The following is a 23265-nucleotide window of genomic DNA, read 5'->3' as shown; positions in this document are numbered from 1 at the left end:
GGGTCAACGGCCCCCTGCCGCCCTACAGCTTCGTCGAACCCGGCCCCGCCGAACCCGCCAGCACCACGGCCGGAGCCGACACAGGAGCGGAGTGACGTCATGGGACTCATCTCCGAAGTGCTGCTGCTGCCGTTCGCGCCGGCGCGCGGAAGCGCGTGGGCGATCCGGCAGGTACTGCGCGAGGCCGAGCGCATCTACTACGACCCGGCCACGGTGCAGGCCGAACTCGCCCGGCTGGAAGAGCAGTTGGAAGCCGGTGAGATCAGCGCCGAGGAGTTCGACCGCAGGGAGGACGAGCTTCTCGACCGGCTGGAGACCGGCCTGCGCTCAGGCACGGGGACAGGCGAGGGAACAGGCGAGGGAACAGGCGAGGGGACGGCACGATGAACAAAGTGGGACTCGGCCTCGCGATAGGGGCCGGTTACCTCCTGGGACGGACGAAGAAGGCGAAACTCGCCCTCACACTGGGCAGCCTGGTGGCCGGAAAGAAGCTGAACCTCGGTCCGAGCGGGATCGCGCAGCTGGTCAACCAGCAGCTGATGAACAACCCGCAGCTCAAGGAGATCGGCGACCAGCTGCGCGAGGACCTGAAGGGCGTGGGCAAGGCGGCTTCGGGGGCCATGGCCGAACGGCAGATGACCGCGCTCGCCGACCGGCTGCACGGGCGGACCGCGCAGATCCGCGACGACCTCGCGGGCGTCGTGCCGCAGCCCGGCGCAGACGAGGAGACCGAGGACGCAGACGAGGAGACCGAGGAGGACGCGTACCCGGACGAGTACGAGGACGAGTACGAGGACCGGGGGGAGGGCCGCGAGGCCGAGGGGGAGTCCCGGGGCGAGACCGAGGACCGGGGCGGAGCGGCCCGCGAGGAAGGCGCCGAGAAGGCCCCCGCGAAGAAGGGGCCGGCGAAGAAGGCGCCGCCGAAGAAGGCCGCCGAGAAGGCGCCGGCGGGTGCACCGGCCCGGAAGGAGGCGGCGAAGAAGGCCCCTGCCAAGAAGGCCCCCACGAAGAGGGCCGCCGCGAAGAAGGCTCCCGCCAAGAAGACGGCGGCGAAGAAGACCGCGGCCGGAAGGACGGCCGCGAAGAGGACGGCCGCGGCCGGCGGCGCGACCCGCGCCGCCCGCTCCCGGCGGCCGAAGGGTGGTGGTGACCGATGACCGAGGCCCTCGGATCCGCGACCTCCGCCGCCGGCGGCGCGGCGCGCGGCGCGGTGAAGGAAAGCCCGCTGAGCGACCTCGCCCACAGCGAGGCCGCCGACCGGCTCAAGGCCGAGGTGCAGGACTACCTCGGCGCCCAGGCCCAGCGGCTCCTGGTCGGCTTCGGCCGCAAGCTCGGCGAGACCACCGGCATGCTCAACGACATTGCCGAGGGCAACAGCCCGGGCTTCGTCAAGCTCGCCCTCGACGCCGGACGCAAGGTCGCCGAGGGCAAGGGCCCGGTGCGCTCGGTCCTGGAGCTGGGCGCCTCCCGCGCCAAGGACAGCGTAATGGGCGCGCTGAAGAACCTCGGTGGTGGTGGGGGCAAGCGCAAGCGCGGCGGGGGCAACAAGCCCACCGTCATCATCGAGTCCGTCGATGTCGGCGTGCCGCTGCGCACCGCCTACGACCAGTGGACCCAGTTCCAGGACTTCAGCACCTTCGCCAAGGGCGTCAAGAGCGCGAGCCGCGCCGACGACACCTCCTCCGACTGGCAGTTGAAGGTGTTCTGGTCCAGCCGAAGCTGGAAGGCCCACACCACCGAGCAGGTGGCCGACCAGCGCATCCAGTGGACGTCGGAGGGCGCGAAGGGCACCACGAAGGGCGTCGTCTCCTTCCACCGTCTCGAAGAGAACCTCACCCGGGTCCTGCTGGTCATGGAGTACTACCCGAGCGGATTGTTCGAGAAGACCGGCAACATCTGGCGGGCCCAGGGCCGCCGCGCCCGGCTGGACCTGAAGAACTACGCCCGCTTCATCACCCTCAAGGGTGAGGCCGACGAGGGCTGGCGCGGCGAGATCCGCGACGGCGAGGTCGTCCGCAGCCACGAGGACGCGGTGTCCGAGGAGGAGCAGGAGGCCGAGGAGGAGAACGGCTACGAGGACGAGGACCAGGAAGAGGAGCAGCCGTACGAGGAGAACGAGGAGGAGGGCCCGTACGCCGAGGAGGGGAACGGCGAGTACGAAGAGGCAGAGAACGAGGAGGAGCCCGAGGAGGAGCCCGAGGCGGAGGCGGACGAGGAGTACGAGCCCGGGGAGCCCGGGGACGGTGAAGAGCCCGAGTACTACGAGGACGAGGACGAGGAAGAAGAGGAGCCCGAGTACGAGTACGCCGAGGGCGGGGGCCGCCGATGACGACGCCCAGCCGACTGCCCGAACCGTACGGCCCGAGCAGCGGGGCCAACCTCGCCGACATCCTCGAGCGCGTGCTCGACAAGGGCATCGTCATCGCGGGCGACATCCGCATCAACCTGCTCGACATCGAACTGCTCACCGTCAAGCTCCGGCTCGTCGTCGCCTCGGTCGACAAGGCCAAGGAGATGGGTATCGACTGGTGGGAGAGCGACCCGGCGCTCTCGTCCCGCGCCCGCCGCGACGAACTCGCCCGGGAGAACGCGGAGCTGCGCGAGCGGCTGGCGCGGCTGGAGGAACTGGAGCTGGACCGCGGCCGACCGGAGCCGGACCGCCTGGAGCGGGGCCGCGTGGACCAGGACCGTGCCCGCAAGGAGGCACCATGACCGGACTGCGGTACGTCTACGCCGTCTGCCGGCCCCTCGGCGCGCCCCTCCAGGCGGAGCTGACCGGGGTGGCGGGCGCTCCGGCCAAGCAGCTCAACCACCACGGCCTGGTAGCCGTCGTCAGCGAGGTGCCCGAGCGGGACTTCGCCGAGGAGCCGTTGCGCGCCCATCTGGAGGACCTCGACTGGCTCGCCGACACCGCCCGCGCCCACCAGGGCGTCATCGACGCGCTGACCGTCGTCACCACACCGCTGCCGCTCAGGCTCGCCACCGTCTTCCGGGACGACAGCGCCGTGCGCATCATGATCGAGGCCCGCGAGGACCACATCCGCCACACCCTGGACCGGCTGGAAGGGCGTGTGGAGTGGGGCGTGAAGATCTACGCCGAGACCGAGCAGCCCCGGCAGGCCGCGCAGCCCGCGCCCAGGGCCGCCTCGGGCCGGGACTACCTGCGGCAGCGGCGGCAGCAGACCCGGGCGGGCGAGGACCTGTGGCAGAAGGCGGAGACCTTCGCGACGCGGCTGCACGAGCAGCTCTCGGCCTTCGCCGAGGAGTCCCGGCTGCACGCCCCGCAGCACCCCGCCCTCTCCGGCGGCACGGCGGGCCGGAACGTGCTCAACGCCGCCTACCTGGTGCCGCGCGGCGACTCCGAGGAGTTCGTGGAACTCGTGGACCGCACGAAGGACGACGTGCCGGGGCTGCGCGTGGAACTCACCGGGCCCTGGGCGGCGTACTCCTTCGCGGGGGAGGAGGCATGACGGTCGTCGAACGCCGTGAGATCGCCCTGGTCGACCTGCTCGACCGGCTGCTGGCCGGCGGTGTCGTCATCACCGGGGACATCACCCTGCGCATCGCCGACGTGGACCTCGTCCGTATCGACCTGAACGCGCTGATCAGCTCGGTGAACGCCCAAGTGCCGTCGCCCTTCGAGGAGTAGCCGTGCCCCCGCGCAAGCGACTGGATCTGGAGCCCGACACGGTCGAGCGGGACCTGGTGAAACTCGTGCTCACCGTGGTGGAACTGCTGCGCCAGCTCATGGAGCGGCAGGCGCTGCGCCGCTTCGACGAGGGGGACCTGAGCGAGGAGCAGGAGGAGCGGATCGGTCTCACGCTCATGCTCCTGGAGGACCGCATGGCCGAGCTGCGCGACCGCTACGGGCTGCGGCCCGAGGACCTGAATCTGGACCTCGGACCGCTGGGACCCCTGCTTCCCCGGGAGTGACGCCTCACGAACGACAGGGAACGGGGGAGAGGTCCGGGGAGAGCTGCCGAATCAGCCTTCCTTGCGGCACAGGATCTCCCCGTGCAGGACCGCGAACCAGCCGTCGTGCCGCTCACCCCACTCCCGCCACGCCGCCGACACGGCCCGCAACCGATCCTCGGTCGCGTGTCCGCCCGCGACGGCGCGCTCGGCGTACGCCGACGCCACGGTGCGGTCGGCCCAGAGCCCGCTCCACCAGGCGCGCTCGTCCTCGGTGGCGTAGGTCCAGGTGCTGGAGGTGGCCGTGACGTCGGTGAAGCCGGCCGCCAGCGCCCAGGACCGCAGCCGGCGTCCGGCGTCCGGCTCGCCCCCGTTGGCGCGCGCGACCCGCCGGTACAGGTCCAGCCAGTCGTCCAGCCCCGGCGCCCGCGGGTGCCAGGTCATCGCCGCGTAGTCCGCGTCGCGGACGGCGACGTACCCGCCCGGCTTCGTCACCCGCCGCATCTCGCGCAGCGCCTGCACGGGGTCGCCCACGTGCTGGAGCACCTGGTGGGCGTGGACGACGCAGAACGTGTCGTCGGGGTGGTCGAGGGCGTGGACGTCGGCCACCGCGAAGTCGACGTTGGCCAGGCCGCGCCCGGCGGCCGTGGCGCGGGCCTGCTCCAGGACGCCGGGCGCCCGGTCGACACCCGTGACGTGCCCCTGGGGGACGAGGGCCGCCAGGTCGGCGGTGATGGTGCCGGGACCGCAGCCGATGTCGAGGATCTTCATGTGCGGCCGGAGCGAGCCGAGCAGGTAGGCCGCGGAGTTGGCGGCGGTGCGCCAGGTGTGCGAACGCAGCACGGACTCGTGGTGCCCGTGCGTGTAGACGGCCGTCTCCCGCTTCGGCATGGCTGTACCCCTTCTCGTCCCCTGACCCCGTGGGCCCGCGGCCCCGGGCGGTACGGATCACGGTACGCCTCCGTGCCGGATGGTGAGACCCCGATTTCAGCATCCGGACAGACGGTGGACGGGTGGTCAGTCTCCTGGCAGCGGCCGGTACACCGCCAGCGCCTCGGGCAGCTTCTCCAGCCACAGCTCGTCCTCCGCCTCCATCACCTCGCCGTCGTGGGCGAGCAGTGTGCCGGGCTCGACACCGGTCAGGCGCAGCCGGCTCACCTGGACCGCGGCGTGGGCGGGGGACCGCGTCAGCGGGCCGGCCAGGGCCGCGGACAGCAGGCGCAGCGCCGGCCTGCGGCCCCCGTGCACCACCCGGACGTCGAGCTTCCCGTCCGTCAGGTCGAGCCGACGGCCCGGCGCGAGCCCCATGCGGTGGTACGTCCCGTTTCCGGCGAACAGCAGCCACAGCGGGTGGGCGCGGCCCCGCACCACCGCCCGCAGCGGATGGCGGTCGGCGCGCAGCACGTTCAGCGCCGCCAGCACCCCGGCCGGCCAGCTGCCGATCCGGCCGGACCAGCGCTCGCGCTCGCGCACCAGCTCCGGGTACAGGCCGAGGCTGAAGGTGTTGAGGAAGACGCCCCGCTTGCTCCCGGAGCGGAAGTGGCCCACGTCCACGCGCACGCCGTGACCGTGCTCCAGGGCCCGGCCGAGGGCCCGGGCGTCCTCCACGCCGAGGTCGTAGGCGAAGTGGTTCAGCGTGCCGCCGGGCAGCACCGCGAGCGGCAGGCCGCGGCGCAGGGCGATCTCGGCGGCCGCGTTCACGGTGCCGTCGCCGCCGCACACCCCGAGCACCCGGGCGCGGTCCGCCGCCTTCTCCAGCTCGGCCCGGACCTCCTCCGGCTCGCACTCGACGACGTCCGCCTCCGGCAGTACGTCCCGCAGCGCGCCGGCGCGGTCCGCGGTGCCGGAGGCCCGGTTGGCCACCAGTACCAGGCCCGCGCCGCCGGGCAGCGCCGGCAGGTCGGCGCGGGGGCGGGGCGGCGGGCCGGTCTGGGCGCGGGTGGGCACCAGGGCGCGTACCGCGAACGCGACGCCCGCGCCCAGTGCGGCACCCGCCAGCACGTCGCTCGGGAAGTGGACGCCGGTGTAGACGCGCGAGAGCGCCACCGACGCGGCGACCGGGGCCACCGCCGCCCCCCAGGCCGGGGACTCCAGGGCGACGCCGGTCGCGAAGGCGGCCGCGGACGCCGCGTGCCCGGACGGGAAGGACGTGGTGAACGGCTGCCGCTTGAGCCGCCGCATGATCGGGACGGGGTCCAGGACCGGCCGGTCGCGGCGCACCGAGCGTTTGCCCAGGGTGTTGACGGTCAGGGACGCCAGGCTCAGGGAGGCCAGGCCGCGGACGGCGGCCCGGCGGGCCCTCGGGGTGCGGCTCGCGCCGATGGCGGCCGCCGCCGCGCACCACAGCACGCCGTGGTTCGCGGCCCGGCTCAGCCTCGGCAGCACGGGTCCGGCACCGGGCCAGCGGCGCTCGGCCGCGAACTCGAACAGCCGGCCGTCCAGGGCCGTCAGGCGCTTCAGGACGGCGCGGGCGCCGGTCTTCGGGACGGTGAGGTCGACGTCTGGGCTCATACGGGGACCGTTACCCTGAAGTCGCCGTTTCTTGTGTGCGCGGGGCGGCACCGGCCGTCTTCAGGGACCCTTGTATGCGTCTGCTCCTCATCCGCCATGCCCAGACCCCCTCCAACGTGGGCCACCTGCTGGACACGCGGATCCCCGGGCCGGGCCTGACCGGGCTCGGCGAACAGCAGGCGGCCGCGCTGCCGCGGGCACTGGCCGGCGAGGACATCGAAGCGCTCTACGTCTCCACGCTGGTCCGCACCCAGCTCACCGCCCGGCCCCTGGCCGCCGCCCGCGGACTCGACGTGATCGTCCGCGACGGCATCCGCGAGGTGTCGGCGGGCGACCTGGAGACGGAGCCGGGCGACTCCGAGCGCGGGCAGGTCTACATGCGCACGCTGCTGGGCTGGGCCGCCGGTGACACCCGGACGCGCATGCCCGGCGGCGAGAGCGGCACCGAGGTGCTGGCCCGCTACGACGCGGTCGTCGCCGAGGCCGCCGCGGACGGCGCCGGAACCGTCGCCATGGTCAGTCACGGCGCGGCCATCCGCCTGTGGACCGCGGTCCGCGCCCGCAACCTCGACGCGGAGTTCGCCGCCACCCACCCCCTGGAGAACACCGGCGTGGTGGTCCTCCAGGGCTCGGCCGACGCCGGATGGACGGCCCTGACGTGGGCGGACGCGGTCGTCACCCCGGCGCGGGAGAGTGGCCCGACCGGACGGCCCGTGGACTTCGGATAAGCGTTTGCCCGTCCCGTACGGCGCCGACCAGAATGCCTGACCATGGGACATCTGGAAGCCGCGCACCTGGAGTACAACCTCCCCGACGGGAGGACGCTGCTCGGCGATGTGTCCTTCCGGGTGGGAGAGGGGGCCGCCGTGGCCCTCGTCGGACCGAACGGCGCCGGCAAGACCACCCTGCTCCGCATGATCTCCGGCGAGCTGAAGCCGCACGGCGGCACCGTGACCGTCGGCGGCGGTCTCGGCGTGATGCGGCAGTTCGTGGGGTCGGTGCGGGACGAGACGACCGTGCGCGACCTGCTCGTGTCGGTCGCGCCGCCGCGGGTGAGGGAGGCCGCGCGGGCCGTCGACACGGCCGAGCACGCCATCATGACCGTCGACGACGAGGCCGCCCAGCTCCGGTACGCGCAGGCGCTGGCCGACTGGGCGGAGGCACGCGGCTACGAGGCCGAGACGCTGTGGGACATGTGCACCACGGCCGCGCTCGGCATGCCCTACGAGAAGGCGCAGTGGCGGCAGGTGCGCACGCTGTCCGGCGGCGAGCAGAAGCGGCTGGTGCTGGAGGCGCTGCTGCGCGGCACGGACGAGGTGCTGCTGCTCGACGAGCCGGACAACTACCTCGACGTGCCCGGCAAGCGCTGGCTGGAGGAGCGTCTGAAGGAGACCCGCAAGACGGTGCTCTTCGTCTCCCACGACCGTGAACTCCTCGCCCGCGCCGCCGACCGGATCGTCTCCCTCGAACCGGGCCCGGCCGGCGCCGACGCCTGGGTGCACGGCGGCGGATTCGCCACCTACCACGAGGCCAGGCGCCAGCGCTTCGCCCGCTTCGAGGAGTTGCGCAGGCGCTGGGACGAGAAGCACGCGCAGCTGAAGAAGCTGGTGCTGAACCTGCGGCAGGCCGCCACCGTCAGCCATGAACTGGCCTCCCGCTACCAGGCCGCCCAGACCCGGCTGCGCAAGTTCGAGGAGGCCGGTCCGCCGCCGGAGCCGCCCCGTGAGCAGGACATCCGGATGCGCCTGAAGGGCGGCCGCACCGGCGTCCGGGCCGTCACCTGCCAGGGCCTGGAGCTGACCGGCCTGATGCAGCCCTTCGACCTGGAGGTCTTCTACGGCGAACGCGTCGCGGTGCTCGGCTCCAACGGCTCCGGCAAGTCGCACTTCCTGCGGTTGCTGGCCGGCGAGGACGTGGCGCACACCGGCGCGTGGAAGCTCGGCGCGCGGGTGGTCCCCGGGCACTTCGCCCAGACCCACGCACACCCCGAGCTGGTGGGCCGCACCCTGCTGGACATCCTGTGGAAGGAGCACTCCCAGGACCGCGGCGCCGCGATGTCCCGGTTGCGCCGCTACGAACTGACCGGCCAGGCCGAACAGACCTTCGACCGGCTCTCCGGCGGTCAGCAGGCCCGGTTCCAGATCCTGCTGCTGGAGCTGGCGGGCGCCACCGCCCTGCTCCTGGACGAGCCGACCGACAACCTCGACCTGGACTCCGCCGAGGCCCTCCAGGAAGGCCTGGAAGCCTTCGAGGGCACGGTCCTCGCGGTCACCCACGACCGCTGGTTCGCCCGCTCCTTCGACCGGTTCCTGGTCTTCGGCAGCGACGGCCGGGTCCGCGAGACCCCGGAGCCGGTGTGGGACGAACGGCGGGTGCGACGGGAGCGGTGACCACGCCCGCCCGCCGCCGGGCCGCTCACTTCCAGCGCAGGACGGCGCCCAGCCCGCCCGCCGGCACGTCCTCGCCGGCGGCGGCCGGGTCCAGCGACAGGGCCGTGGCGTCCTGACGGACCGCCGAGCGGAGCAGGGCGTCGTCGGCCCGGGCCGGCCAGGAGTGCCAGTACCGCTCGCCGGGGGTCTTCAGCTCCGTACGGCGCACGGCCAGCTGGTCGGCGTCCTCGCCGATCCACACCTCGCGGTGGGCGTCGGCGCCGTCCGGGCGGATCAGCAGTTCCTCAAGACGGTGCTCGCGGGCCGCCTCGACCAGCGCGGAGACCCCCTCGGCGGCCCCCGACCGGCCCTCGTCGTCCGGTGTCCGGGCCGCCCGGAACCGGTCCAGCTCGGACTCGACACGCTGGTGCACGTGCTCGGCGCGGATCCGTTCCACGTCCTCGTCCAGCAGCCGGCTGCCGGTGCCGTGGGGGGCCTCCGCCACGCGGTCGTGCAGCCGTTTCGGCAGCCGCCCGCGCACCTCGCGCCGCTCCCGGTCGTCGCCGACCAGGACCAGCAGGTCGGCGTCCGTCTCCTCCTGGCAGACGCTGAGCGCGTCCGCGATCTCCGCCGCGTTGTGCTCCCAGGTGTTCTCCACCTTCAGCTGGAAGTGCCGTTCCGACCAGTCCGCGCTCGCCGTCCGGTGAATGGGCCACTCCAGCCCCACCACCGTCCCCGCGTCCTCCCGGCCCAGCGAGCTGCGCAGCTCGAAGTCCGCGCCCCTGCGGTCGACGTACGCGACGATCGCGACCGGGTCCTCACCCGCCAGGTCCAGCAGCGGCGCCACGCGCGGCAGCGGCGCCCACTCCGCCCGGCTGCCGCCCCGCGGCGGACGGGCCAGCAGCGGGTCGAGCACGACCGCGCCGTCCCGCGCGAACAGCACCCGCCCATGCGGATCGGGGAGATGGCGAAACTCTCGTACGGCCTCCTCCACCGCTCGGCAGGTGGCCTCGTCCGCGCCTTGCCGCGCCAGCTCGCGCCCCATGGCCCGGGCCGTCAGCTCCAGCTGGTGGGCCGTGTCCTCCGCGTGCCGCGAGGTGTCGACGTACACGGAGGCCCAGGGGCCCGGGTGTTCGTACAGTGGATGCAGAAAGGCGAGATCCATGGCTCCCTCCCGGAGACCGTTCGGTGGCGCCGCACGCCGGGCGGGTACCCGGACCGCAGGTACGAACACGACGAACGGGGCACCACCATGACCGGAGTCGACCCGGGACGGCTGGACGACCAGCAGCTGATGAAGGAGCTGGAGACGATCCACCGCACGCGCCACGACACGCTGCTGTACGGCTCGAACGACGCGCTGCGCGCCCACAACGAACGCATGGCTCAGCTCGAGGGCGAGTACCTGCGCCGCAACCCGCGCCGCCCGGTCGCCGCCGGCCGCACCCGCGAGGGGGCCCGGGAACGCGGATGCGGGGAGTCCGCGACTCCCCGCATCTGAAGGACGTCCCGGTGCCGGAGGGTCAGCCGGCCTTCTCGGTGAGGACGTCGAGGAAGGCCTCGCAGAACGCCTTCAGATCGTCCGGCTTGCGGCTGGTGATCAGCTTGTTCGGGCCGTGGTCGCAGATCTTCACCTGCTCGTCGACCCAGATGCCGCCCGCGTTGCGGATGTCCGTCCGCAGACTCGGCCACGAGGTCAGCACCCGGCCCCGTACGACATCCGCCTCGACCAGCGTCCACGGCGCGTGGCAGATCGCGGCCACCGGACGGCCCTGCTCGAAGAACGCCCCCACGAACGCCACCGCCCTCTCGTCCGTCCGCAGGAAGTCCGGGTTGGCGACGCCGCCCGGCAGGACCAGCGCGTCGAAGGATTCCGGGGCGGCCTCGCCGACGACCGCGTCCACGGGGAACCTGTCCGCCTTGTCCAGGTGGTCGAAGGCCTGGATCTCCCCGGACTCGGTCGACACGAGCACGGTCTCGTGACCGGCGTCCTTCGCCGCCTTCCACGGTTCGGTGAGCTCGACCTGTTCCACGCCCTCGGGCGCGGTCAGAAATGCGATGCGCATGATGCCTCAACGTCCTTTCGCCGCCCCGGGGACGGGCCCTGCCGTCCCCGGGGCGCTTTTCTCCTGGCGCCGGCCGCGGCGCCCCCGGGCACGGGCCTACGCGCGCTCCTCCCGCGCGGGCGTCTCGGTGTGCGTCAGTTCCCGGGCCAGCTCCTGCACATTGGCGTAGCGCGCCTTGTGGGGCAGCCGCTGGAGCGCCTCGATCAGCTTGTCGGGCGCGTTCTTGCGCCGGAGCAGGCGGGTCAGCTCGCCCGGACCCGCGGGAAAGGCACTGCGGCCCAGGATCCTGGCCAGCTCCAGGCGGACGGTCTCCAGGGACGCCCGGGAGCCGCCCGGCGCCACCGGTCCGCCCCACACCTCCGGATCGTCCTCGGCGGTCGGCTCCGGGTCGTGCCACTCCTCGCTCCGCGTGGGATGGCCGGACCTGAGCAGTCCCTGCAACTCGTGCTTCATCTCGTCGTCACGGTGGACACTCAGCCGGTCACTGCCTCGCTGCATGTCTCCCTCCAGATCGTCGGGGGTGGCCACCGCGTACCCGTGCGGGGGAAGCCGACACCGGTTTTCCGGGACGGGATGACACCCGAGGGGCGGCCGGAATCCCGCCCTGCCGCGGCGCCGTGTTTGGGCGCCGGGACGGGGGGCAGGCGCGGAGCCAGTGCTTCGGACCGGAGGCACGCCCGTGGAAGCGGCGCGACACGCCGCCACGTGCGGCCGTCCGGTTCACGCCTCGCGCTCCCACGGTGACCGTCCGCCCGAGAGGACCCCGAGGGAGCTGCGACGCACCATGCCAACGCGAGCGAGCGCCAGGCACCACCCCCACGACGACGCCCCCGACACCGCGGAAGCCTTCCGCGGGCTTGCCGCACTCCCCCCGGGGCGGCGGCGGAACGAGGTCCGCGACGAGATCGTCCAGGCCTGGCTGCCGATGGCCGAACGGCTCGCCGGCCGGTTCCGCAGCCGCGGCGAGAGTCCCGAGGACCTGCGCCAGGTCGCCGCGCTCGGCCTGGTCAAGGCGGTCGACCGCTACGACCCCGAGCGGGGCAACGCCTTCGAGAGCTACGCCGTACCCACCATCACCGGTGAGATCAAACGGCACTTCCGCGACCACATGTGGACGGTGCACGTCCCGCGCCGGGTGCAGGAACTGCGCAACCGGGTCCGCTTCGCCTCCCAGGACCTCTCCCGGACGATCTCCGGCCGCGGCCCCACCGTCGCCGAGATCGCCGAGCACGCGCACCTCAGCGAGGAGGAGGTGCGGATCGGACAGGAGGCGCTGGAGAGCTTCACCGCCCTCTCGCTCGACGCGGAACTGCCCGGCAGCGAGGACGGCTACTCCCTGCGCGACACCCTGGGCTCGCCCGACCCGGCCCTGGACACGGTGGTGGACCGCGAGTCGGTCAGGCCGCGGCTGGCGGCGCTGTCCGAACGGGAGCGGACCATCCTGTACATGCGGTTCTTCGGCGACATGACGCAGAGCCGGATCGCCGAGCAGTTGGGCATCTCGCAGATGCACGTGTCCCGGCTGATCAGCCGGTGCTGCGACCGGCTGCGGGAGCAGGTGATGCGGGAGGGCGTGTAGGGGCGGCCCGCCTCCGGGGCGGACCCGCTTCCCAGGGGCCCCTCCGGGGCGGGCCGCCGGCGTCACCCGATAGGTCGTCGGTGTCCCGCCAATGGGGCTCGGCCCGCGCGCGACTCGCGGTCCCAGCGGCTGTGATGGCAGCGAAGGGCACGAACCCGTGCCGTCAGCCGTCGTCGGTTCCAAGGAGCCCCGCTCATGCGCCGTACCGTCCCCCGCGCCCTGCCCGTCGCCGTCCTGGCCGGAGTCATAGCGGGCGGCGCCGCGTCGGCCGCCCTCGCGAGCCCGGTCTCCGGCTCGCACGCTCGTCCCCCCGCCCTGCGGCAGGCGGCGCGCACCGCCCACGCCCCGCGGGCCGGCGAGGGCGCCGCGGTCACCGCCGTGTGCGGCCCGGACGGCGGTGACGCCTTGCGCGCCGAGCCCGAGGCCTGCGCGCCGGCATCCGGATCCGGCGCGGGCAGGCGCGGCGGGCCGTCCGCGGTCGCGTCGGACGCTGCCCGCGCCAGGCCGTCCGGGGGCGCGGTCCCGTCAGCCGCTGCCCGCGTCAGGCCGTCCCGGGGCGCCGTCGGTGACACGGAGGCCGCGGCGCCGGCCCGGGCCCCGGCGGACGCGTCGCAGGACCCGGTCCTCCAGGACACGCCGGCCAACGACCCGTTCCGCCCCGGGCCCGGGGAGTCTGCGTCCGGTGAGCCGGGTTCGGGTCGGTTCGGGGAGTCTGCGTCCGGTGAGCCGGGCTCGGGTCGGTTCGGGGAGTCTGCGTCCGGTGAGCCAGGTTCGGGTCGGTTCGGGGAGTCTGCGTCCGGTGACTCCGGCTCGGGTCGGTTTGGGGAGTCTGCGTCCGGTGACTTGGGTTCGGGTCGGTTCGGGGAGTCCACGCCCGGTGACCCGGCCTCGGGTCAGTCCGCGCAGACCCTGCCCCGCGACCCGGCCTCCGGTCAGTTTTCGGGCAGTCCGGCGCGCGGGACGTTCCGCGACGTACCCACCTACGACCCTTCCCGCACCCAGGTCGCGCCGGACCTCAACGGCTCCTTCGACCCTTCCCGGTCGCAGGACTCGCTCGGACCTCAGCTCCTGCCGGGTCCCAACGCCTCCTACGATCCCTCCCGGTCGCGGGACTCGTTCGGACTCCAGGTCCTGCCGGGTCCCAACGCCTCCTTCGACCCTTCCCGGTCGCGGGACTCGTTCGGACTCCAGGTCCCGCCCGGTCCCAACGCCTCCTACGACCCCTCCCGTCCGCAGGGCTCCCGGGACCCCTCCCACGCCCCGTCCCGTGGTCCGGACTCCGGCGGCCCGTCCCGGGGCGACGGCTCGTGGGACGCCTCCCGCGGTCAGTCCGGCACCGAAGCGGGCCGCGGCCCGGCCGCGGGCCGCGACCCCTCCCGCGAGGCGGCGCAGCACGGTGTGCAGGCCGGTGCGGGTGGCTCGTTCACCGCCTCCCTGCCGACCCTGATCGGCGGCGGCGCGCTGATCGCGGCGGCGCTCGGCGGGGCGGGCCACCGGGTGTGGCGGCGCCGGCGGGCCGGCGGCTGACCGGGCAGCCGGACGCCCTGCGGGGACGCGGGCCCGCGTGACCTGCCCGACCCGGCCTGGTGGCCTTGGGACGGCGCCGCCCTGGGTACACGGAGCCCCGGAGGCACGGCCGGCGCCGTGCGGACGGACCCGCCCCGGAGACCGGGCGGTGGACCGGGCGCACGTGGCCGGGACGGACCAGCGGCACGACTCGGCGGCGCCACACGGCATCAGGGACTTCGCGGAGGTACCCATGCGGCGGACGGACCCGGAAGGCCACGGCCCCGTCCGCTACGGTCCGTCGGCTCTCCCCGACGACGGACTCCCGGTGCTGCCGGAGGTGTCCGCCGCGCTCGCCGGGGCCGCGAACCGGACCCGGCGCGGACCGATCGGCGGCGGCACCGAACTGCTGGACGCCGCCAGCGGGTACTGGCTGCGACGCGGGCTGCACACCCGGCCCGGCCGGGTGGCGGCCGCACCCGGCGCGCCCGCCCTGCTGCTCGCGCTGACCGCCACGCTCGGCGGCGACGTCCTGGTGCCCCGGCCCTGCGCGGCCTGGTGGGCGCCGTACGCGCGCCTGCTGGGCAGCCCCGCCTTCCCCGTGGCGACGCCGGCCGAGTGCGGCGGCGTCCCCGACCCGTACGCCCTGCTGGAGACCGTCCGCAGAGTCCGCGCCGAGGGCGGCGACCCCCGGCTGCTCGTGCTGTCCGTCGCCGACGACCCCACCGCCACCGTGGCACCGCCGGAGGTGCTGCACGAGACCGTCGAGGCCGCCACGGCCGAGGGACTGCACCTGGTCAGCGACGAGACCTGGCGCGACACCGTGCACGCGCCGCACGAGACGGTGCTGCTCAGCCCGGCCGAGATGCTGCCCGACCGGGTCACCGTCGTCACCGACCTCGCCGGCGCCTTCCTGCCCGCCGGCTGGCCCGCCGCGATCGCCCGCTTCCCCGCAGGCGCCACCGGCGAGGCCCTGCACGCGCGCGTGCTCGACGTCCTCACCGCACTGGACGCCCGCGTCGCCGAACCGGTCGCCGCCGCGGCTGTTTACGTCCTGGACGAACCCGGGCCGGTCACCGCGCGCCTGGCGGCCTCGGTACGCCTGCACGCGCGCGTGGCGCGGGCCGTCCACGCGGCAGTGGTCGCCGCGGGCGCGCTCGTCCGGCCGCCGCAGGCCGGCCGCCACCTGTACGCCGACCTCGGCCCGCTGCGCTCCGCGCTCGACGCCCACGCGGTCGGCGACGCACAGGAGTTGGAGGACTTCCTCACCACCCGCCTGGAACTGCCCGTGCACGGCGGCCACCGCTTCGGCGACGACCTCGGCGCGCTGCGCGTGCGGCTGTCCACCGCGGAACTCCTCGGCCGCACCGACGAGGAACGCGCGGAATGCCTCCTGTCCCCCGAGCCGTTGGAACTGCCACACGTGCAACGCGCATTGCTCTCCTTGAGGTCGGTACTCGACGATCTCCGCGACGACGCTCAGCGATGGGAGCCTCCTCGATGACGCAGCAGTCCGAGTCGACCACGTCCACGAGCACCACCGCCCAGTCCGCGAGCACCAACGCCCAGGAGACCGACGATCCCGCGGTCCCGTCCCTCCTGACCTCCCCGCCCGCCCCGTTCCCGCCGCTGGCCGAACCCCGGCGGCTGGGGGAGCGGCGGGTGTGGCCGCGCACCTTCCACGACCGGCTCACCGCCCCGCTGCCCGGCCTGAAGGCCTTCGCCCGGTTCGCCCGCGAGGGCGCCCTGCGGCCGGACAAGGAGGCACTCGCCGACATCCCGCTGCTGCCGTACCGGCCCGCCGAGCTGCCCCGAGTGGACACCCGTACCGTCGCCGTCACCTGGGCGGGGCACGCGAGCTGGGTGGTCCGGATCGGCGGGCTGACCGTGCTGACCGACCCGGTGTGGTCCCGCCGCATCATCGGCACCCCGGCCCGGGTCACGCCCGTCGGCGTGGCCTGGGAGGCGCTGCCGCCCGTCGACGCGGTCGTCGTCAGCCACAACCACTACGACCACCTGGACGCGCCCACCCTGCGCCGACTCCCGCGCGACACCCCGGTGTTCGTGCCGGCCGGACTCGGCCGCTGGTTCCAGCGGCGCCGGTTCACCAGCGTCACCGAACTGGACTGGTGGGAGGCGGCCGAACTGTCCGGAGTCCGCCTCGACTTCGTCCCCGCCCACCACTGGTCCAAGCGCACCCTCACCGACACCTGCCGCAGTCTGTGGGGCGGCTGGGTGCTCACCGACCCCGACGGGCAGCGCGTGTACTTCGCGGGCGACACGGGCTACGGCCACTGGTTCTCCCGCATCGGCCGCCGCTACCCCGGCATCGACCTGGCCCTGCTCCCCATCGGCGCCTACGACCCCCGCTGGTGGCTCAGCGACGTCCACTGCGATCCGGAGGAAGCCGTCCAGGTTGTGCAGGACCTCGGCGCCCGGCACATGGCGCCCATGCACTGGGGCACCTTCGTCCTCTCCGCCGAACCCCTCCTGGAACCCCTGACCCGGGTCCGCAGGGCCTGGCAGGAGGCCGGCCTTCCCCGGGAACGGCTGTGGGACCTGCCGGTGGGCGCCTCGCGGGTCCTGGAGTAGCGGCGCGGCGGCGGGCGGCTCGGAGTCCCCGCCGAGGTCAGTGCGAGCGGTGGACCGGAATCAGCCGGCGCAGGCGGCGCCAGACGGAGGGGGCGGCGCCCAGCAGGACGGTCAGCGCGATCGCGCTGACCACGCCTTCCCAGGGCTCCGCGAACAGGGAGCCGCCGAGGATGCCGATCAGCTGGTACGTCACCGCCCAGGCCAGGCACGCGGGGAGGTTGCCGCGGGAGAAGCGGCGCAGCGGCCACTTCGCCAGCAGGCAGGCCAGCATCACCGGTATGCGGCCCGCCGGGACGAGACGGGACAGGACCAGCACCGCGACCCCGTGCTCGGTCAGCTTGCGCTGTGCCTGCGCCAGCCGGTCCTCCGGGGCGCGCGTGCGGATCGCCTCCAGCCAGCGCGATCCGTTCCGCGACCCCAGCCCGCGCCGCCCCAGCCAGTACAGCGCCGCGTCCCCGAGGAACGCGGCCAGCGACGCCGTCAGGAACACCAGCGCCAGCGAGAACGGCGCCGTCTGGTGCAGGGCGACCACCGCCGCCGAACTGACCAGCGCGCCCGTCGGCACCACCGGCACCAACGCCCCGATCAGCACCAGCAGGAACAGCGAGGGATACCCGAGCGCCTGCTGGGTGGACTCCGGCGGCACCACCGAGGTCACGGCGGCGGTGATCCGTATCACCGGGCGCCCTCCAGGCGCACGCTCTCCCCGTGCCCGAGCCGGTGCACCGCGACCCCCGGCGCACGCTCGGCGGCGAGGCGCGCGAATTCGTCACCCGGCGCATGGAACTCATGGGGGCGCACGGCGTCCATCCCGATCGGCCAGTACGTGCCGTAGTGCACCGGCACTGCGCTCCCCGGCGCCAGCCGGGCCAGCGCCTGCGCCGCCCGCCCCGCGTCCAGATGCCCCGCGCCGAGGTACGGTCCCCAGCCGCCCACCGGCAGCAGCGCCGCGTCGACCGGGCCGACCTCCTCGGCCATCGTCTCGAACAGGTCGGTGTCCCCGGCGAAGTACGTCCGCGCCTCGCCCTCGACGACGTAGCCGAGCGCCGGCGAGCGGTGCCGCCCGACCGGCAGCCGCCGCCCGTCGTGCCGGGCCGGCACCGCCCGTACGACGACACCGCCGACCTCGACCCGGTCACCGGGCGTCACCTCGGTGATGCGCAGGTGGGCGAGCCGGCGCAGACCCGCGACCGCCCCGAGAGCGCCCCGGGGTACCAGCAGGCGGGTGCCCGGCTCCAGCCGGGCCAGCGAGGGTACGTGCAGATGGTCGGCGTGCAGATGGGAGACCAGGGCCACGTCCGCGTGCCAGGCGGTGGGCGGCGGTTGAGCGCCGCGGCGGCGGCGCAGGTGCGCGAGCCGGCGGGCGAACAGGGGATCGGTCAGCACGCGGACGTCCGAGTCCTCGACCGTGCAGGTGGCGTGACCCCACCAGGTGATCTCCACCGGCACTCCTTTGCCTCCTTCGTGCGACTCCCCCTGAGCCTACGGGCAGGAGTAGGGTCGGCGGCGGAAACCCGGAGGTGAGGGGGGACGCCATGGGAGAAGTGCGGGATGCCCCCGGCGGGGGCGCTCCGGTGGCCGTCCGCGTCACGGCGATCGCGAGCCTGACGCCCCTGGAGGAGCTGAACGACGACCCCTTCCTGGTGGACTCGCGCAGCCAGCACGCGATGTGCGCCCGCTGGGCGGCCGAGCGCGGCTACGTGATCGCGCGGGAACTGCTCGTCCGGGGGCTGCGGGCCGACCACTGCGCCCTGTGGGAGGGAGTGCGCCCGGGCGTGGACCTGTTCGTCGCGCCCAGCCGGCGGGTGCTGGAGCGGGCGCTGTCCTCCGTGGAGGAGTTCACCGCGGAGTGCGCGCGACGCGGGGTCCGGGTGGAGACGGTGGGCCAGGCCGAGCCCGCGTACGACGCGCAGATGAAGGCCCACGTACACCGCCGCCTCTCCATGCCGACCGCCGGCTACGACGGCCGCTGACCAAGCCCCCGGTCCCTTCAGCCGTCCATCGACGACGGCCCGGCCACATGGGCCGATGGCCGCACACCAGCCGGTCGGCTCCGTCGTACGCCGGTGCTGTGAGCGGGGCGGTCGTGCGAGCGGGGCGGTCGTGCGGAGGCGGGCCAGGGCGACGAAAGGGGGAGTGGCCGGCTCCGGCGGGCTGGGGATCCGGCGCGTCCGACCGCTCGGCGCCGTCGGCACGGCGGGGCTGAGGGCGGGTACGTCGCTGACCGCCTGGCGGCGGTCCGTGCTGATGGGTGTTACCACAGGTCACGGGGGTTTGTGGGGGTGTGTGACAAGCTGGAGTCGGTCCGCGTGGAGGCGCGGGGCGGGGGCGGGAACGGAGGATGTGCCGGCATGGGTGGCGGGCGGCGGTGGCGGCGGGTCGCCAGTCAGGTCGGGCGCAGTGTCGCGGTGTGGGCCGTCTCCACGGTCACCCTGCTCGTGCTCGCCGGGATCCTGCCGGACTTCCGGTTGCAGTCGCCCGACGGCGACAGCGCCACCACCGTCGCCGTGACCGCCGCGCTCGGCGCGGGAGCCTTCGGTGTGCTGTCCGCCGTGGTGTGGCCGCTGCTCGTCCGGCTGCTGCTGCTCGTGCCCGCGCTGGTCCTCGGGCTGCTGGTGTTCTTCCTCAACGGCTCACTGCTCCTGCTGGCCCTGCGCATCACCCCCTCCGGCCAGGCCGAGGCGGCCCCCGAGACCGCCGTCATCGTGGCCGCGGTGATGTCCGCGGTCGCCTCCGCCACCGGCGCCGCCCTCGCCGTGCGCGACGACGACGCCTACCGGCGCCGGCTCCACCGGCTCGCCGACCGCCGCCGCAGACGGCTGCCGCCCTGCTCGTCGACCCCCGGCACCGTCGTCGTCCAACTCGACGGCGTCGGTCACGACGTGCTGCGGAACGCGGTGGACGAGGGGCTGATGCCGACCGTAGCCCGATGGCTCGGCGCCGACGAGGGGCAGGCCACCCACCGGCTCACCCCCTGGCGCACCGACTGGTCCAGCCAGACCGGCGCCAGCCAGCTCGGCATCCTGCACGGAACCAACCACGACGTCCCCGCCTTCCGCTGGTACGAGAAGGACACCGGCGAGGTGATGGTCTGCAACCGCCCGAGCAGCGCCGTCGAACTCCAGCGCCGAGCCGTACGGCGCACCGGTGACGGCGGGCTGCTCACCGCCGACGGGGCCAGCCGCGGCAACCTCTTCGGCGGCGGCGCGGGCGAACTCGCCCTCGTCCTGTCGGTCGCGGCCCGCCGCGACCGCGCCAGCCGCTCCCGCGCGGGCTACTTCGCCTACTTCTCCGACCCCGCCAACGCCGTCCGCACCTTCCTGTCCTTCGTCGCCGACGCCGGCCGAGAGATCGGCCAGTCCCTGCGCGCCCGGCTCCGCGAGGAGCGCCCGCGTGTCTCGCGCGGCGGCCTGTACCCGCTGATCCGCGCCTTCGCGACGGTCGTCGAACGGGACGTCGTCGTGGCCGCCGTGATGGGCGACCTGCTCGCCGGGCGCACCGCCGTCTACGCCGACCTGGTGGCGTACGACGAGGTGGCCCACCACTCCGGGCCGCACAGCCGTGACGCGGCGCAGGTGCTGCGGCGTCTGGACCGCTCGCTGGCGCTCATCGAGAAGGTCGCCGAGCACGCCCCGCGCCCGTACCGGTTCGTCCTCCTGTCCGACCACGGGCAGAGCCCCGGCGAGACCTTCCGCTCCCGCTACGGTCTGACCCTGGGCGACCTGGTCCGGGCCGGCTGCGGCCTGCCCGTGCCGCGCCGGGCGGGAAGGACGCGCAGTGGCGCCGAGGCGCGGGCCGCCGTACGGGCCGCGCTCGGCCGCCCGGTCGAGGAGAGCGGTGAGGACCGGCGCCCCTCCCGCCGCTCGGAACCCGTCGTGCTGGCCTCCGGCAACCTCGGCCTGGTCTCCTTCCCGGACGTGCCGCACCGCATGAGCCAGGAGGAGATCGACGCCCGCCACCCCGCGCTGCTGTCCACGCTCGCCGACCACCCGGGCGTCGGCTTCCTGCTCGTGCGCAGCGAGGAGCACGGCGGTGTCGTGCTCGGCGCGCGCGGCGTACGGATACCGCTGGCCGAGCTCGACACCGACCCCGGCCCGCTGGCGCTCTTCGGTGCCGGCGCCGCCGACGCCGTACGCCGCACCCACTCCTTCCCGCACGCCGCCGACATCATGGTCAACTCCAGCCACGACCCGGCCGACGGGGAGGTCCTCGCCTTCGAGGAGCAGATCGGCTCCCACGGCGGACTCGGCGGCGCGCAGGGCCGCCCGTTCCTGCTGTCGCCGCTCGACTGCTCCCCGCCGGTCCAGGAGGGCGAGGACCTCGTCGGCGCCGAGCACGTCCACCGCGTGCTGCGGCGCTGGCTGCGCGAGGCCGCCGGGACCGGGGCGCCGCACACCGCGGAACCGGAGGAACGGGCCGCCTGATCCCCGTTGCCGGCGGTCAGTGGTGGGGCCAGAAGCCCGACCGGACCCGGCCGAAGTCGCTCATCATCATGACCGCGGGCGCCATGCCGCCCGGTCCGTGCGGCTGGTCGCTGAACGACACCACCGTGTCCAGCGAGCCGGTCAGCGTGATCAGCTTCTGGAGGGTGACCTGGTCGTCGCGGAACTCCCGCGCCGGCAGCCGGCTGTGCGCGGCCCGCAGCACCTGGATGTGCTGCTTCAGGCGCCTCGTCGCCGCGTCGCGGTCGCGGTCGTACAGGTCGTCCAGCGCGTGGAAGGTGACCTCGCTGGTCCACAGTCCCATCGCGTGCACGGCCACGGTCTCCTCGGTGAGGGTGAGGTCCGCGGCCAGCCCGAGTTCGTGCCGGTGCCCCTCGCGCGTGACGGTGTCGACGTACTGCACGGCCCCGGTGCCCAGGGGGTGCGGCTCGCGGCCCGGCGGCACGGTCAGTTCGAGGACGATCCAGTACGTCTCCCCGAACGCGAGGTCGGGCGCGAAGATACGGATGCCGGTCTCCTCGGCGATGAGGTCCGGGAGGGCCTCGGCGCCGTAGTCCCGCCGTGCGCGCTCGGCCGCCTGGGCCGCCTCCCGCAGCACCGCCGCCCGGGCGCGCGGGTCGGTGACCAGGTCGTGGCCGTACAGGTGGCGGATCTCCACGTCCGGGGCGATGTCGAGGCGGAGCTGGATGTCGATGGCGGCCAGATGGTCGCGCCGCTTCAGGTCGGCGAGCAGGTCCGTGCCCACCTGCTCGGGACGGGTGACGAACGTCGCGTGACCGCCGGCCAGCCCGGCCAGCGCCGCCAGTTCGGGCATCCGGGCGTCGGAGCCGAAGCCGAAGCACGACACGGTGAGGTCGCCGCGGAGCTTGGCCGCGATGTTCGTGCGGATCCTGACCCAGTCCCGTTCGCCGGAGGTCGGGCCGCCGTCGGAGAAGAGGTACAGGCAGTTGACCGTGCGCCCGCCGAGGGCGTTCCGGCCGATCTCGTCGATGCCGTACTGCACACCGAGGTTGATGTCCGTGCCGCCGCCGGCTCTCAGCCCGGCCACCACCTGGGCGAAGCGCTCGCGCGGCAGCTCCCGCTTGGCGGTGGCGGGCAGCACCGTGCGGACGTGGTGCTCGAAGGTGATGACGCCCAGGCAGTCCGTCGGCCGCAGTCGGTCGTAGAGGGTCTGCAGGGCCGCCTTGACGCAGTCGAGCTTCTCGCCGTGCATCGAGCCGCTGGTGTCCACGACGAAGACGAAGTTCACCGGAAGCGGCTCGGCGGGGGCGTCCTCCGGGGGTGCCTCGCCCGCCTTGAGGGTGATCTCCAGGAAGTGGGTCGTCGCCTCGTCGGCCCTGAACTCGCCCTGCGCGGCCGCCAGCCCGTGGCTGACGCCGACGGCCCGGCCGGGCGGGGGACCGGGCACCTGCTCGGTGCGGGCCGCCACGAAGTCGTCGAACCGGATCTGCTCCTGCCCGATGATCACGCCCTGCTCGATGAGATCCCGCACGCCGAGGGGGGAACGGGTGCCGAAGGCGCTGTTGCGGCGGATGAAGAGTCCGTCGTGGGGGAGGGGCCGCCCGGTGCGGCGGAACAGGGGCGGGCGACGGCCGGCGGGCTGGGCGTCGTGGCTGATGGTGCGCCGTTGTGCGGCGGCACCGAGGTAGTCGACCCCCGCCGATTCGGGGACCCCGAAGGGGCCGGGACGGTGGACGCACGTGTGGTCCTCGTCGCCGGACGGCGGTGGCCCGGCGGGCCCGCGGGAGCCTGGGGGAGGTTGCGCGGCGCGCTGCCCGGGTGCCCGGATCTCCGCGTCGAGGGAGGCGGGGAAGAGCCAGTCGTCCGCGTCCGGAGGCGGAGCGCTCAGACGGCCGAGGTGGGTGCTGCCGGGTTCCCGGTCGGACGCCGCCCCCGACCGCCGCAGGGAGAACCGCCCGTCGAGCGGGGCGAACGCCGACCGGATCTCCCGACCCGCCCGCAGCCATCCCCACAGCAGGGCGTCCGGGCCGTCCGGGGCGGGCGGGGCGATCCCGGGGTGCACGACCGCCGTCAGGGTCAGGTTCCTGCGCACGGCCCGTCGTAGCTCCACCGCCCAGTCCTCGGCGCTCTCCCCGAGCACCGGCCCGGCCGGCAGTCCGACGCGGGCCGCGAAGTCCCGGCACAGCGGCGCGCGCTCGGCGCGTACCGCCCGCCCGGCCGCGGCCGGAGCACCCTCCCGGGGCAGCTCCACCACCAGCAGCGCCAGCCGGTCCTCGTCGTCGGGGCCCATGGGTCCCGGCGCGGCCGAGCCGCCCGGAAGCGGGGCA

Annotated in this window: 24 protein-coding genes and 1 pseudogene; 17 read left to right on the top strand and 8 right to left on the bottom strand. The window is 74.4% G+C overall.

Going from position 1 to position 23265, the window contains the following annotated elements; all coding sequences use genetic code 11:
• The 8 genes and pseudogenes from ACWC91_RS21920 to ACWC91_RS21885 all read left to right on the top strand — a co-directional run.
• Window positions 1-95, top strand: a pseudogene (locus ACWC91_RS21920) (GvpL/GvpF family gas vesicle protein); the annotation flags it as partial.
• A 4-nt stretch (window positions 96-99) separates the two neighbouring features.
• Complete coding sequence (locus ACWC91_RS21915) at window positions 100-387, top strand: gas vesicle protein GvpG (protein ID WP_281157660.1); 288 nt, start codon at window positions 100-102, stop codon at window positions 385-387.
• Window positions 384-1157 carry a hypothetical protein gene (locus tag ACWC91_RS21910; protein ID WP_225079622.1) on the top strand — a complete coding sequence of 258 codons (774 nt, stop codon included), beginning with the start codon at window positions 384-386 and terminating at the stop codon, window positions 1155-1157. The genes ACWC91_RS21915 and ACWC91_RS21910 overlap by 4 nt, the downstream gene beginning before the upstream one ends.
• On the top strand, window positions 1154-2329 hold the full coding sequence (locus ACWC91_RS21905) for an SRPBCC family protein (RefSeq protein ID WP_450644193.1): 1176 nt from the start codon (window positions 1154-1156) through the stop codon (window positions 2327-2329). Before ACWC91_RS21910 ends, ACWC91_RS21905 begins: the two co-directional genes overlap by 4 nt.
• Entirely contained in the window at window positions 2326-2712 is a 387-nt protein-coding gene (gvpJ, locus tag ACWC91_RS21900) for a gas vesicle protein (RefSeq protein WP_225079624.1), read from the top strand. Before ACWC91_RS21905 ends, gvpJ begins: the two co-directional genes overlap by 4 nt.
• Complete coding sequence (locus ACWC91_RS21895; RefSeq protein WP_225079625.1) at window positions 2709-3470, top strand: GvpL/GvpF family gas vesicle protein; 762 nt, start codon at window positions 2709-2711, stop codon at window positions 3468-3470. The genes gvpJ and ACWC91_RS21895 overlap by 4 nt, the downstream gene beginning before the upstream one ends.
• Window positions 3467-3649: a gas vesicle protein gene (locus tag ACWC91_RS21890; RefSeq protein WP_141356740.1), complete on the top strand. Its 183-nt coding sequence runs from the start codon at window positions 3467-3469 to the stop codon at window positions 3647-3649. The genes ACWC91_RS21895 and ACWC91_RS21890 overlap by 4 nt, the downstream gene beginning before the upstream one ends.
• Before the next feature lie 2 nt (window positions 3650-3651).
• Entirely contained in the window at window positions 3652-3933 is a 282-nt protein-coding gene (locus ACWC91_RS21885; protein WP_225079626.1) for a gas vesicle protein K, read from the top strand.
• Window positions 3934-3984: 51 nt separating this feature from the next.
• Here ACWC91_RS21885 and ACWC91_RS21880 read toward each other — a convergent pair whose 3' ends face one another.
• Both ACWC91_RS21880 and ACWC91_RS21875 read right to left on the bottom strand, forming a co-directional pair.
• Complete coding sequence (locus tag ACWC91_RS21880) at window positions 3985-4803, bottom strand: class I SAM-dependent methyltransferase (RefSeq protein WP_450644190.1); 819 nt, start codon at window positions 4801-4803, stop codon at window positions 3985-3987.
• Between the two features lie 126 nt (window positions 4804-4929).
• Window positions 4930-6423: a phosphatase PAP2 family protein gene (locus ACWC91_RS21875; RefSeq protein ID WP_450644188.1), complete on the bottom strand. Its 1494-nt coding sequence runs from the start codon at window positions 6421-6423 to the stop codon at window positions 4930-4932.
• 74 nt (window positions 6424-6497) lie between these two features.
• On the opposite strand from ACWC91_RS21875, the gene ACWC91_RS21870 reads away from it, so the two are divergent.
• Both ACWC91_RS21870 and ACWC91_RS21865 read left to right on the top strand, forming a co-directional pair.
• Entirely contained in the window at window positions 6498-7151 is a 654-nt protein-coding gene (locus ACWC91_RS21870) for a histidine phosphatase family protein (protein WP_225079629.1), read from the top strand.
• Window positions 7152-7193: 42 nt separating this feature from the next.
• Window positions 7194-8813, top strand: a complete 1620-nt coding sequence (locus tag ACWC91_RS21865; RefSeq protein ID WP_225079630.1) for an ATP-binding cassette domain-containing protein — start codon at window positions 7194-7196, stop codon at window positions 8811-8813.
• 25 nt (window positions 8814-8838) lie between these two features.
• Here the strand turns inward: ACWC91_RS21865 and ACWC91_RS21860 are convergent, their stop codons facing one another.
• Window positions 8839-9957: a baeRF2 domain-containing protein gene (locus ACWC91_RS21860; protein WP_450644186.1), complete on the bottom strand. Its 1119-nt coding sequence runs from the start codon at window positions 9955-9957 to the stop codon at window positions 8839-8841.
• 87 nt (window positions 9958-10044) lie between these two features.
• On the opposite strand from ACWC91_RS21860, the gene ACWC91_RS21855 reads away from it, so the two are divergent.
• A complete protein-coding gene (locus tag ACWC91_RS21855) occupies window positions 10045-10293 on the top strand; it encodes a DUF6158 family protein (protein ID WP_225079632.1) in 249 nt (82 codons plus the stop codon).
• 22 nt (window positions 10294-10315) lie between these two features.
• Here ACWC91_RS21855 and ACWC91_RS21850 read toward each other — a convergent pair whose 3' ends face one another.
• Together ACWC91_RS21850 and ACWC91_RS21845 are read right to left on the bottom strand one after the other, a co-directional pair.
• Window positions 10316-10858 (bottom strand): type 1 glutamine amidotransferase domain-containing protein, encoded by a 543-nt coding sequence (locus tag ACWC91_RS21850; protein ID WP_281157426.1) that lies wholly within the window; start codon window positions 10856-10858, stop codon window positions 10316-10318.
• A gap of 96 nt (window positions 10859-10954) precedes the next feature.
• Window positions 10955-11356 carry a DUF2795 domain-containing protein gene (locus tag ACWC91_RS21845; protein ID WP_450644183.1) on the bottom strand — a complete coding sequence of 134 codons (402 nt, stop codon included), beginning with the start codon at window positions 11354-11356 and terminating at the stop codon, window positions 10955-10957.
• Between the two features lie 286 nt (window positions 11357-11642).
• Between ACWC91_RS21845 and ACWC91_RS21840 the strand changes: the two genes are divergently transcribed.
• The 4 genes from ACWC91_RS21840 (at window position 11643) to ACWC91_RS21825 (ending at window position 16535) form a co-directional block, all read left to right on the top strand.
• A complete protein-coding gene (locus tag ACWC91_RS21840; protein ID WP_450644181.1) occupies window positions 11643-12437 on the top strand; it encodes an RNA polymerase sigma factor SigF in 795 nt (264 codons plus the stop codon).
• An 843-nt stretch (window positions 12438-13280) separates the two neighbouring features.
• Window positions 13281-13964 (top strand): hypothetical protein, encoded by a 684-nt coding sequence (locus ACWC91_RS21835; RefSeq protein WP_450643657.1) that lies wholly within the window; start codon window positions 13281-13283, stop codon window positions 13962-13964.
• A 232-nt stretch (window positions 13965-14196) separates the two neighbouring features.
• Complete coding sequence (locus ACWC91_RS21830; protein ID WP_450643664.1) at window positions 14197-15447, top strand: aminotransferase class I/II-fold pyridoxal phosphate-dependent enzyme; 1251 nt, start codon at window positions 14197-14199, stop codon at window positions 15445-15447.
• Window positions 15444-16535 carry an MBL fold metallo-hydrolase gene (locus ACWC91_RS21825; RefSeq protein WP_225079637.1) on the top strand — a complete coding sequence of 364 codons (1092 nt, stop codon included), beginning with the start codon at window positions 15444-15446 and terminating at the stop codon, window positions 16533-16535. The genes ACWC91_RS21830 and ACWC91_RS21825 overlap by 4 nt, the downstream gene beginning before the upstream one ends.
• A gap of 37 nt (window positions 16536-16572) precedes the next feature.
• Here the strand turns inward: ACWC91_RS21825 and ACWC91_RS21820 are convergent, their stop codons facing one another.
• Together ACWC91_RS21820 and ACWC91_RS21815 are read right to left on the bottom strand one after the other, a co-directional pair.
• On the bottom strand, window positions 16573-17214 hold the full coding sequence (locus tag ACWC91_RS21820; protein ID WP_450643658.1) for a DedA family protein: 642 nt from the start codon (window positions 17212-17214) through the stop codon (window positions 16573-16575).
• Window positions 17211-17984 carry an MBL fold metallo-hydrolase gene (locus tag ACWC91_RS21815; RefSeq protein WP_450643659.1) on the bottom strand — a complete coding sequence of 258 codons (774 nt, stop codon included), beginning with the start codon at window positions 17982-17984 and terminating at the stop codon, window positions 17211-17213. The genes ACWC91_RS21820 and ACWC91_RS21815 overlap by 4 nt, the downstream gene beginning before the upstream one ends.
• 86 nt (window positions 17985-18070) lie before the next feature.
• Between ACWC91_RS21815 and ACWC91_RS21810 the strand changes: the two genes are divergently transcribed.
• Together ACWC91_RS21810 and ACWC91_RS21805 are read left to right on the top strand one after the other, a co-directional pair.
• Window positions 18071-18508: a hypothetical protein gene (locus tag ACWC91_RS21810; protein ID WP_450643660.1), complete on the top strand. Its 438-nt coding sequence runs from the start codon at window positions 18071-18073 to the stop codon at window positions 18506-18508.
• 378 nt (window positions 18509-18886) lie between these two features.
• Window positions 18887-20959, top strand: coding sequence for a phage holin family protein (locus tag ACWC91_RS21805; RefSeq protein ID WP_225079641.1), 2073 nt, complete (start codon window positions 18887-18889; stop codon window positions 20957-20959).
• Between the two features lie 16 nt (window positions 20960-20975).
• On the opposite strand, the gene ACWC91_RS21800 is transcribed toward ACWC91_RS21805, so the two are convergent.
• A complete protein-coding gene (locus ACWC91_RS21800) occupies window positions 20976-23228 on the bottom strand; it encodes a VWA domain-containing protein (protein ID WP_281156346.1) in 2253 nt (750 codons plus the stop codon).
• Window positions 23229-23265 lie beyond the last annotated feature (37 nt).

It is taken from the genome of Streptomyces sp. NPDC001204 (assembly GCF_053598035.1).
This window is presented reverse-complemented; position numbering and strand designations above follow the sequence as displayed.

Excerpts from the sequence above, each read along its gene's own strand:
- ACWC91_RS21875 (WP_450644188.1), bottom strand. The coding sequence starts at position 6,423 with ATGAGCCCAGACGTCGACCTCACCGTCCCGAAGACCGGCGCCCGCGCC.
- ACWC91_RS21845 (WP_450644183.1), bottom strand. The coding sequence starts at position 11,356 with ATGCAGCGAGGCAGTGACCGGCTGAGTGTCCACCGTGACGACGAGATG.
- ACWC91_RS21825 (WP_225079637.1), top strand. The coding sequence starts at position 15,444 with ATGACGCAGCAGTCCGAGTCGACCACGTCCACGAGCACCACCGCCCAG.
- ACWC91_RS21830 (WP_450643664.1), top strand. The coding sequence starts at position 14,197 with ATGCGGCGGACGGACCCGGAAGGCCACGGCCCCGTCCGCTACGGTCCG.
- ACWC91_RS21810 (WP_450643660.1), top strand. The coding sequence starts at position 18,071 with ATGGGAGAAGTGCGGGATGCCCCCGGCGGGGGCGCTCCGGTGGCCGTC.
- ACWC91_RS21910 (WP_225079622.1), top strand. The coding sequence starts at position 384 with ATGAACAAAGTGGGACTCGGCCTCGCGATAGGGGCCGGTTACCTCCTG.
- ACWC91_RS21850 (WP_281157426.1), bottom strand. The coding sequence starts at position 10,858 with ATGCGCATCGCATTTCTGACCGCGCCCGAGGGCGTGGAACAGGTCGAG.
- ACWC91_RS21860 (WP_450644186.1), bottom strand. The coding sequence starts at position 9,957 with ATGGATCTCGCCTTTCTGCATCCACTGTACGAACACCCGGGCCCCTGG.
- ACWC91_RS21805 (WP_225079641.1), top strand. The coding sequence starts at position 18,887 with ATGGGTGGCGGGCGGCGGTGGCGGCGGGTCGCCAGTCAGGTCGGGCGC.
- ACWC91_RS21800 (WP_281156346.1), bottom strand. The coding sequence starts at position 23,228 with ATGGGCCCCGACGACGAGGACCGGCTGGCGCTGCTGGTGGTGGAGCTG.
- ACWC91_RS21895 (WP_225079625.1), top strand. The coding sequence starts at position 2,709 with ATGACCGGACTGCGGTACGTCTACGCCGTCTGCCGGCCCCTCGGCGCG.
- ACWC91_RS21870 (WP_225079629.1), top strand. The coding sequence starts at position 6,498 with ATGCGTCTGCTCCTCATCCGCCATGCCCAGACCCCCTCCAACGTGGGC.
- ACWC91_RS21840 (WP_450644181.1), top strand. The coding sequence starts at position 11,643 with ATGCCAACGCGAGCGAGCGCCAGGCACCACCCCCACGACGACGCCCCC.
- ACWC91_RS21915 (WP_281157660.1), top strand. The coding sequence starts at position 100 with ATGGGACTCATCTCCGAAGTGCTGCTGCTGCCGTTCGCGCCGGCGCGC.
- ACWC91_RS21905 (WP_450644193.1), top strand. The coding sequence starts at position 1,154 with ATGACCGAGGCCCTCGGATCCGCGACCTCCGCCGCCGGCGGCGCGGCG.
- ACWC91_RS21855 (WP_225079632.1), top strand. The coding sequence starts at position 10,045 with ATGACCGGAGTCGACCCGGGACGGCTGGACGACCAGCAGCTGATGAAG.
- ACWC91_RS21890 (WP_141356740.1), top strand. The coding sequence starts at position 3,467 with ATGACGGTCGTCGAACGCCGTGAGATCGCCCTGGTCGACCTGCTCGAC.
- ACWC91_RS21880 (WP_450644190.1), bottom strand. The coding sequence starts at position 4,803 with ATGCCGAAGCGGGAGACGGCCGTCTACACGCACGGGCACCACGAGTCC.
- ACWC91_RS21865 (WP_225079630.1), top strand. The coding sequence starts at position 7,194 with ATGGGACATCTGGAAGCCGCGCACCTGGAGTACAACCTCCCCGACGGG.
- gvpJ (WP_225079624.1), top strand. The coding sequence starts at position 2,326 with ATGACGACGCCCAGCCGACTGCCCGAACCGTACGGCCCGAGCAGCGGG.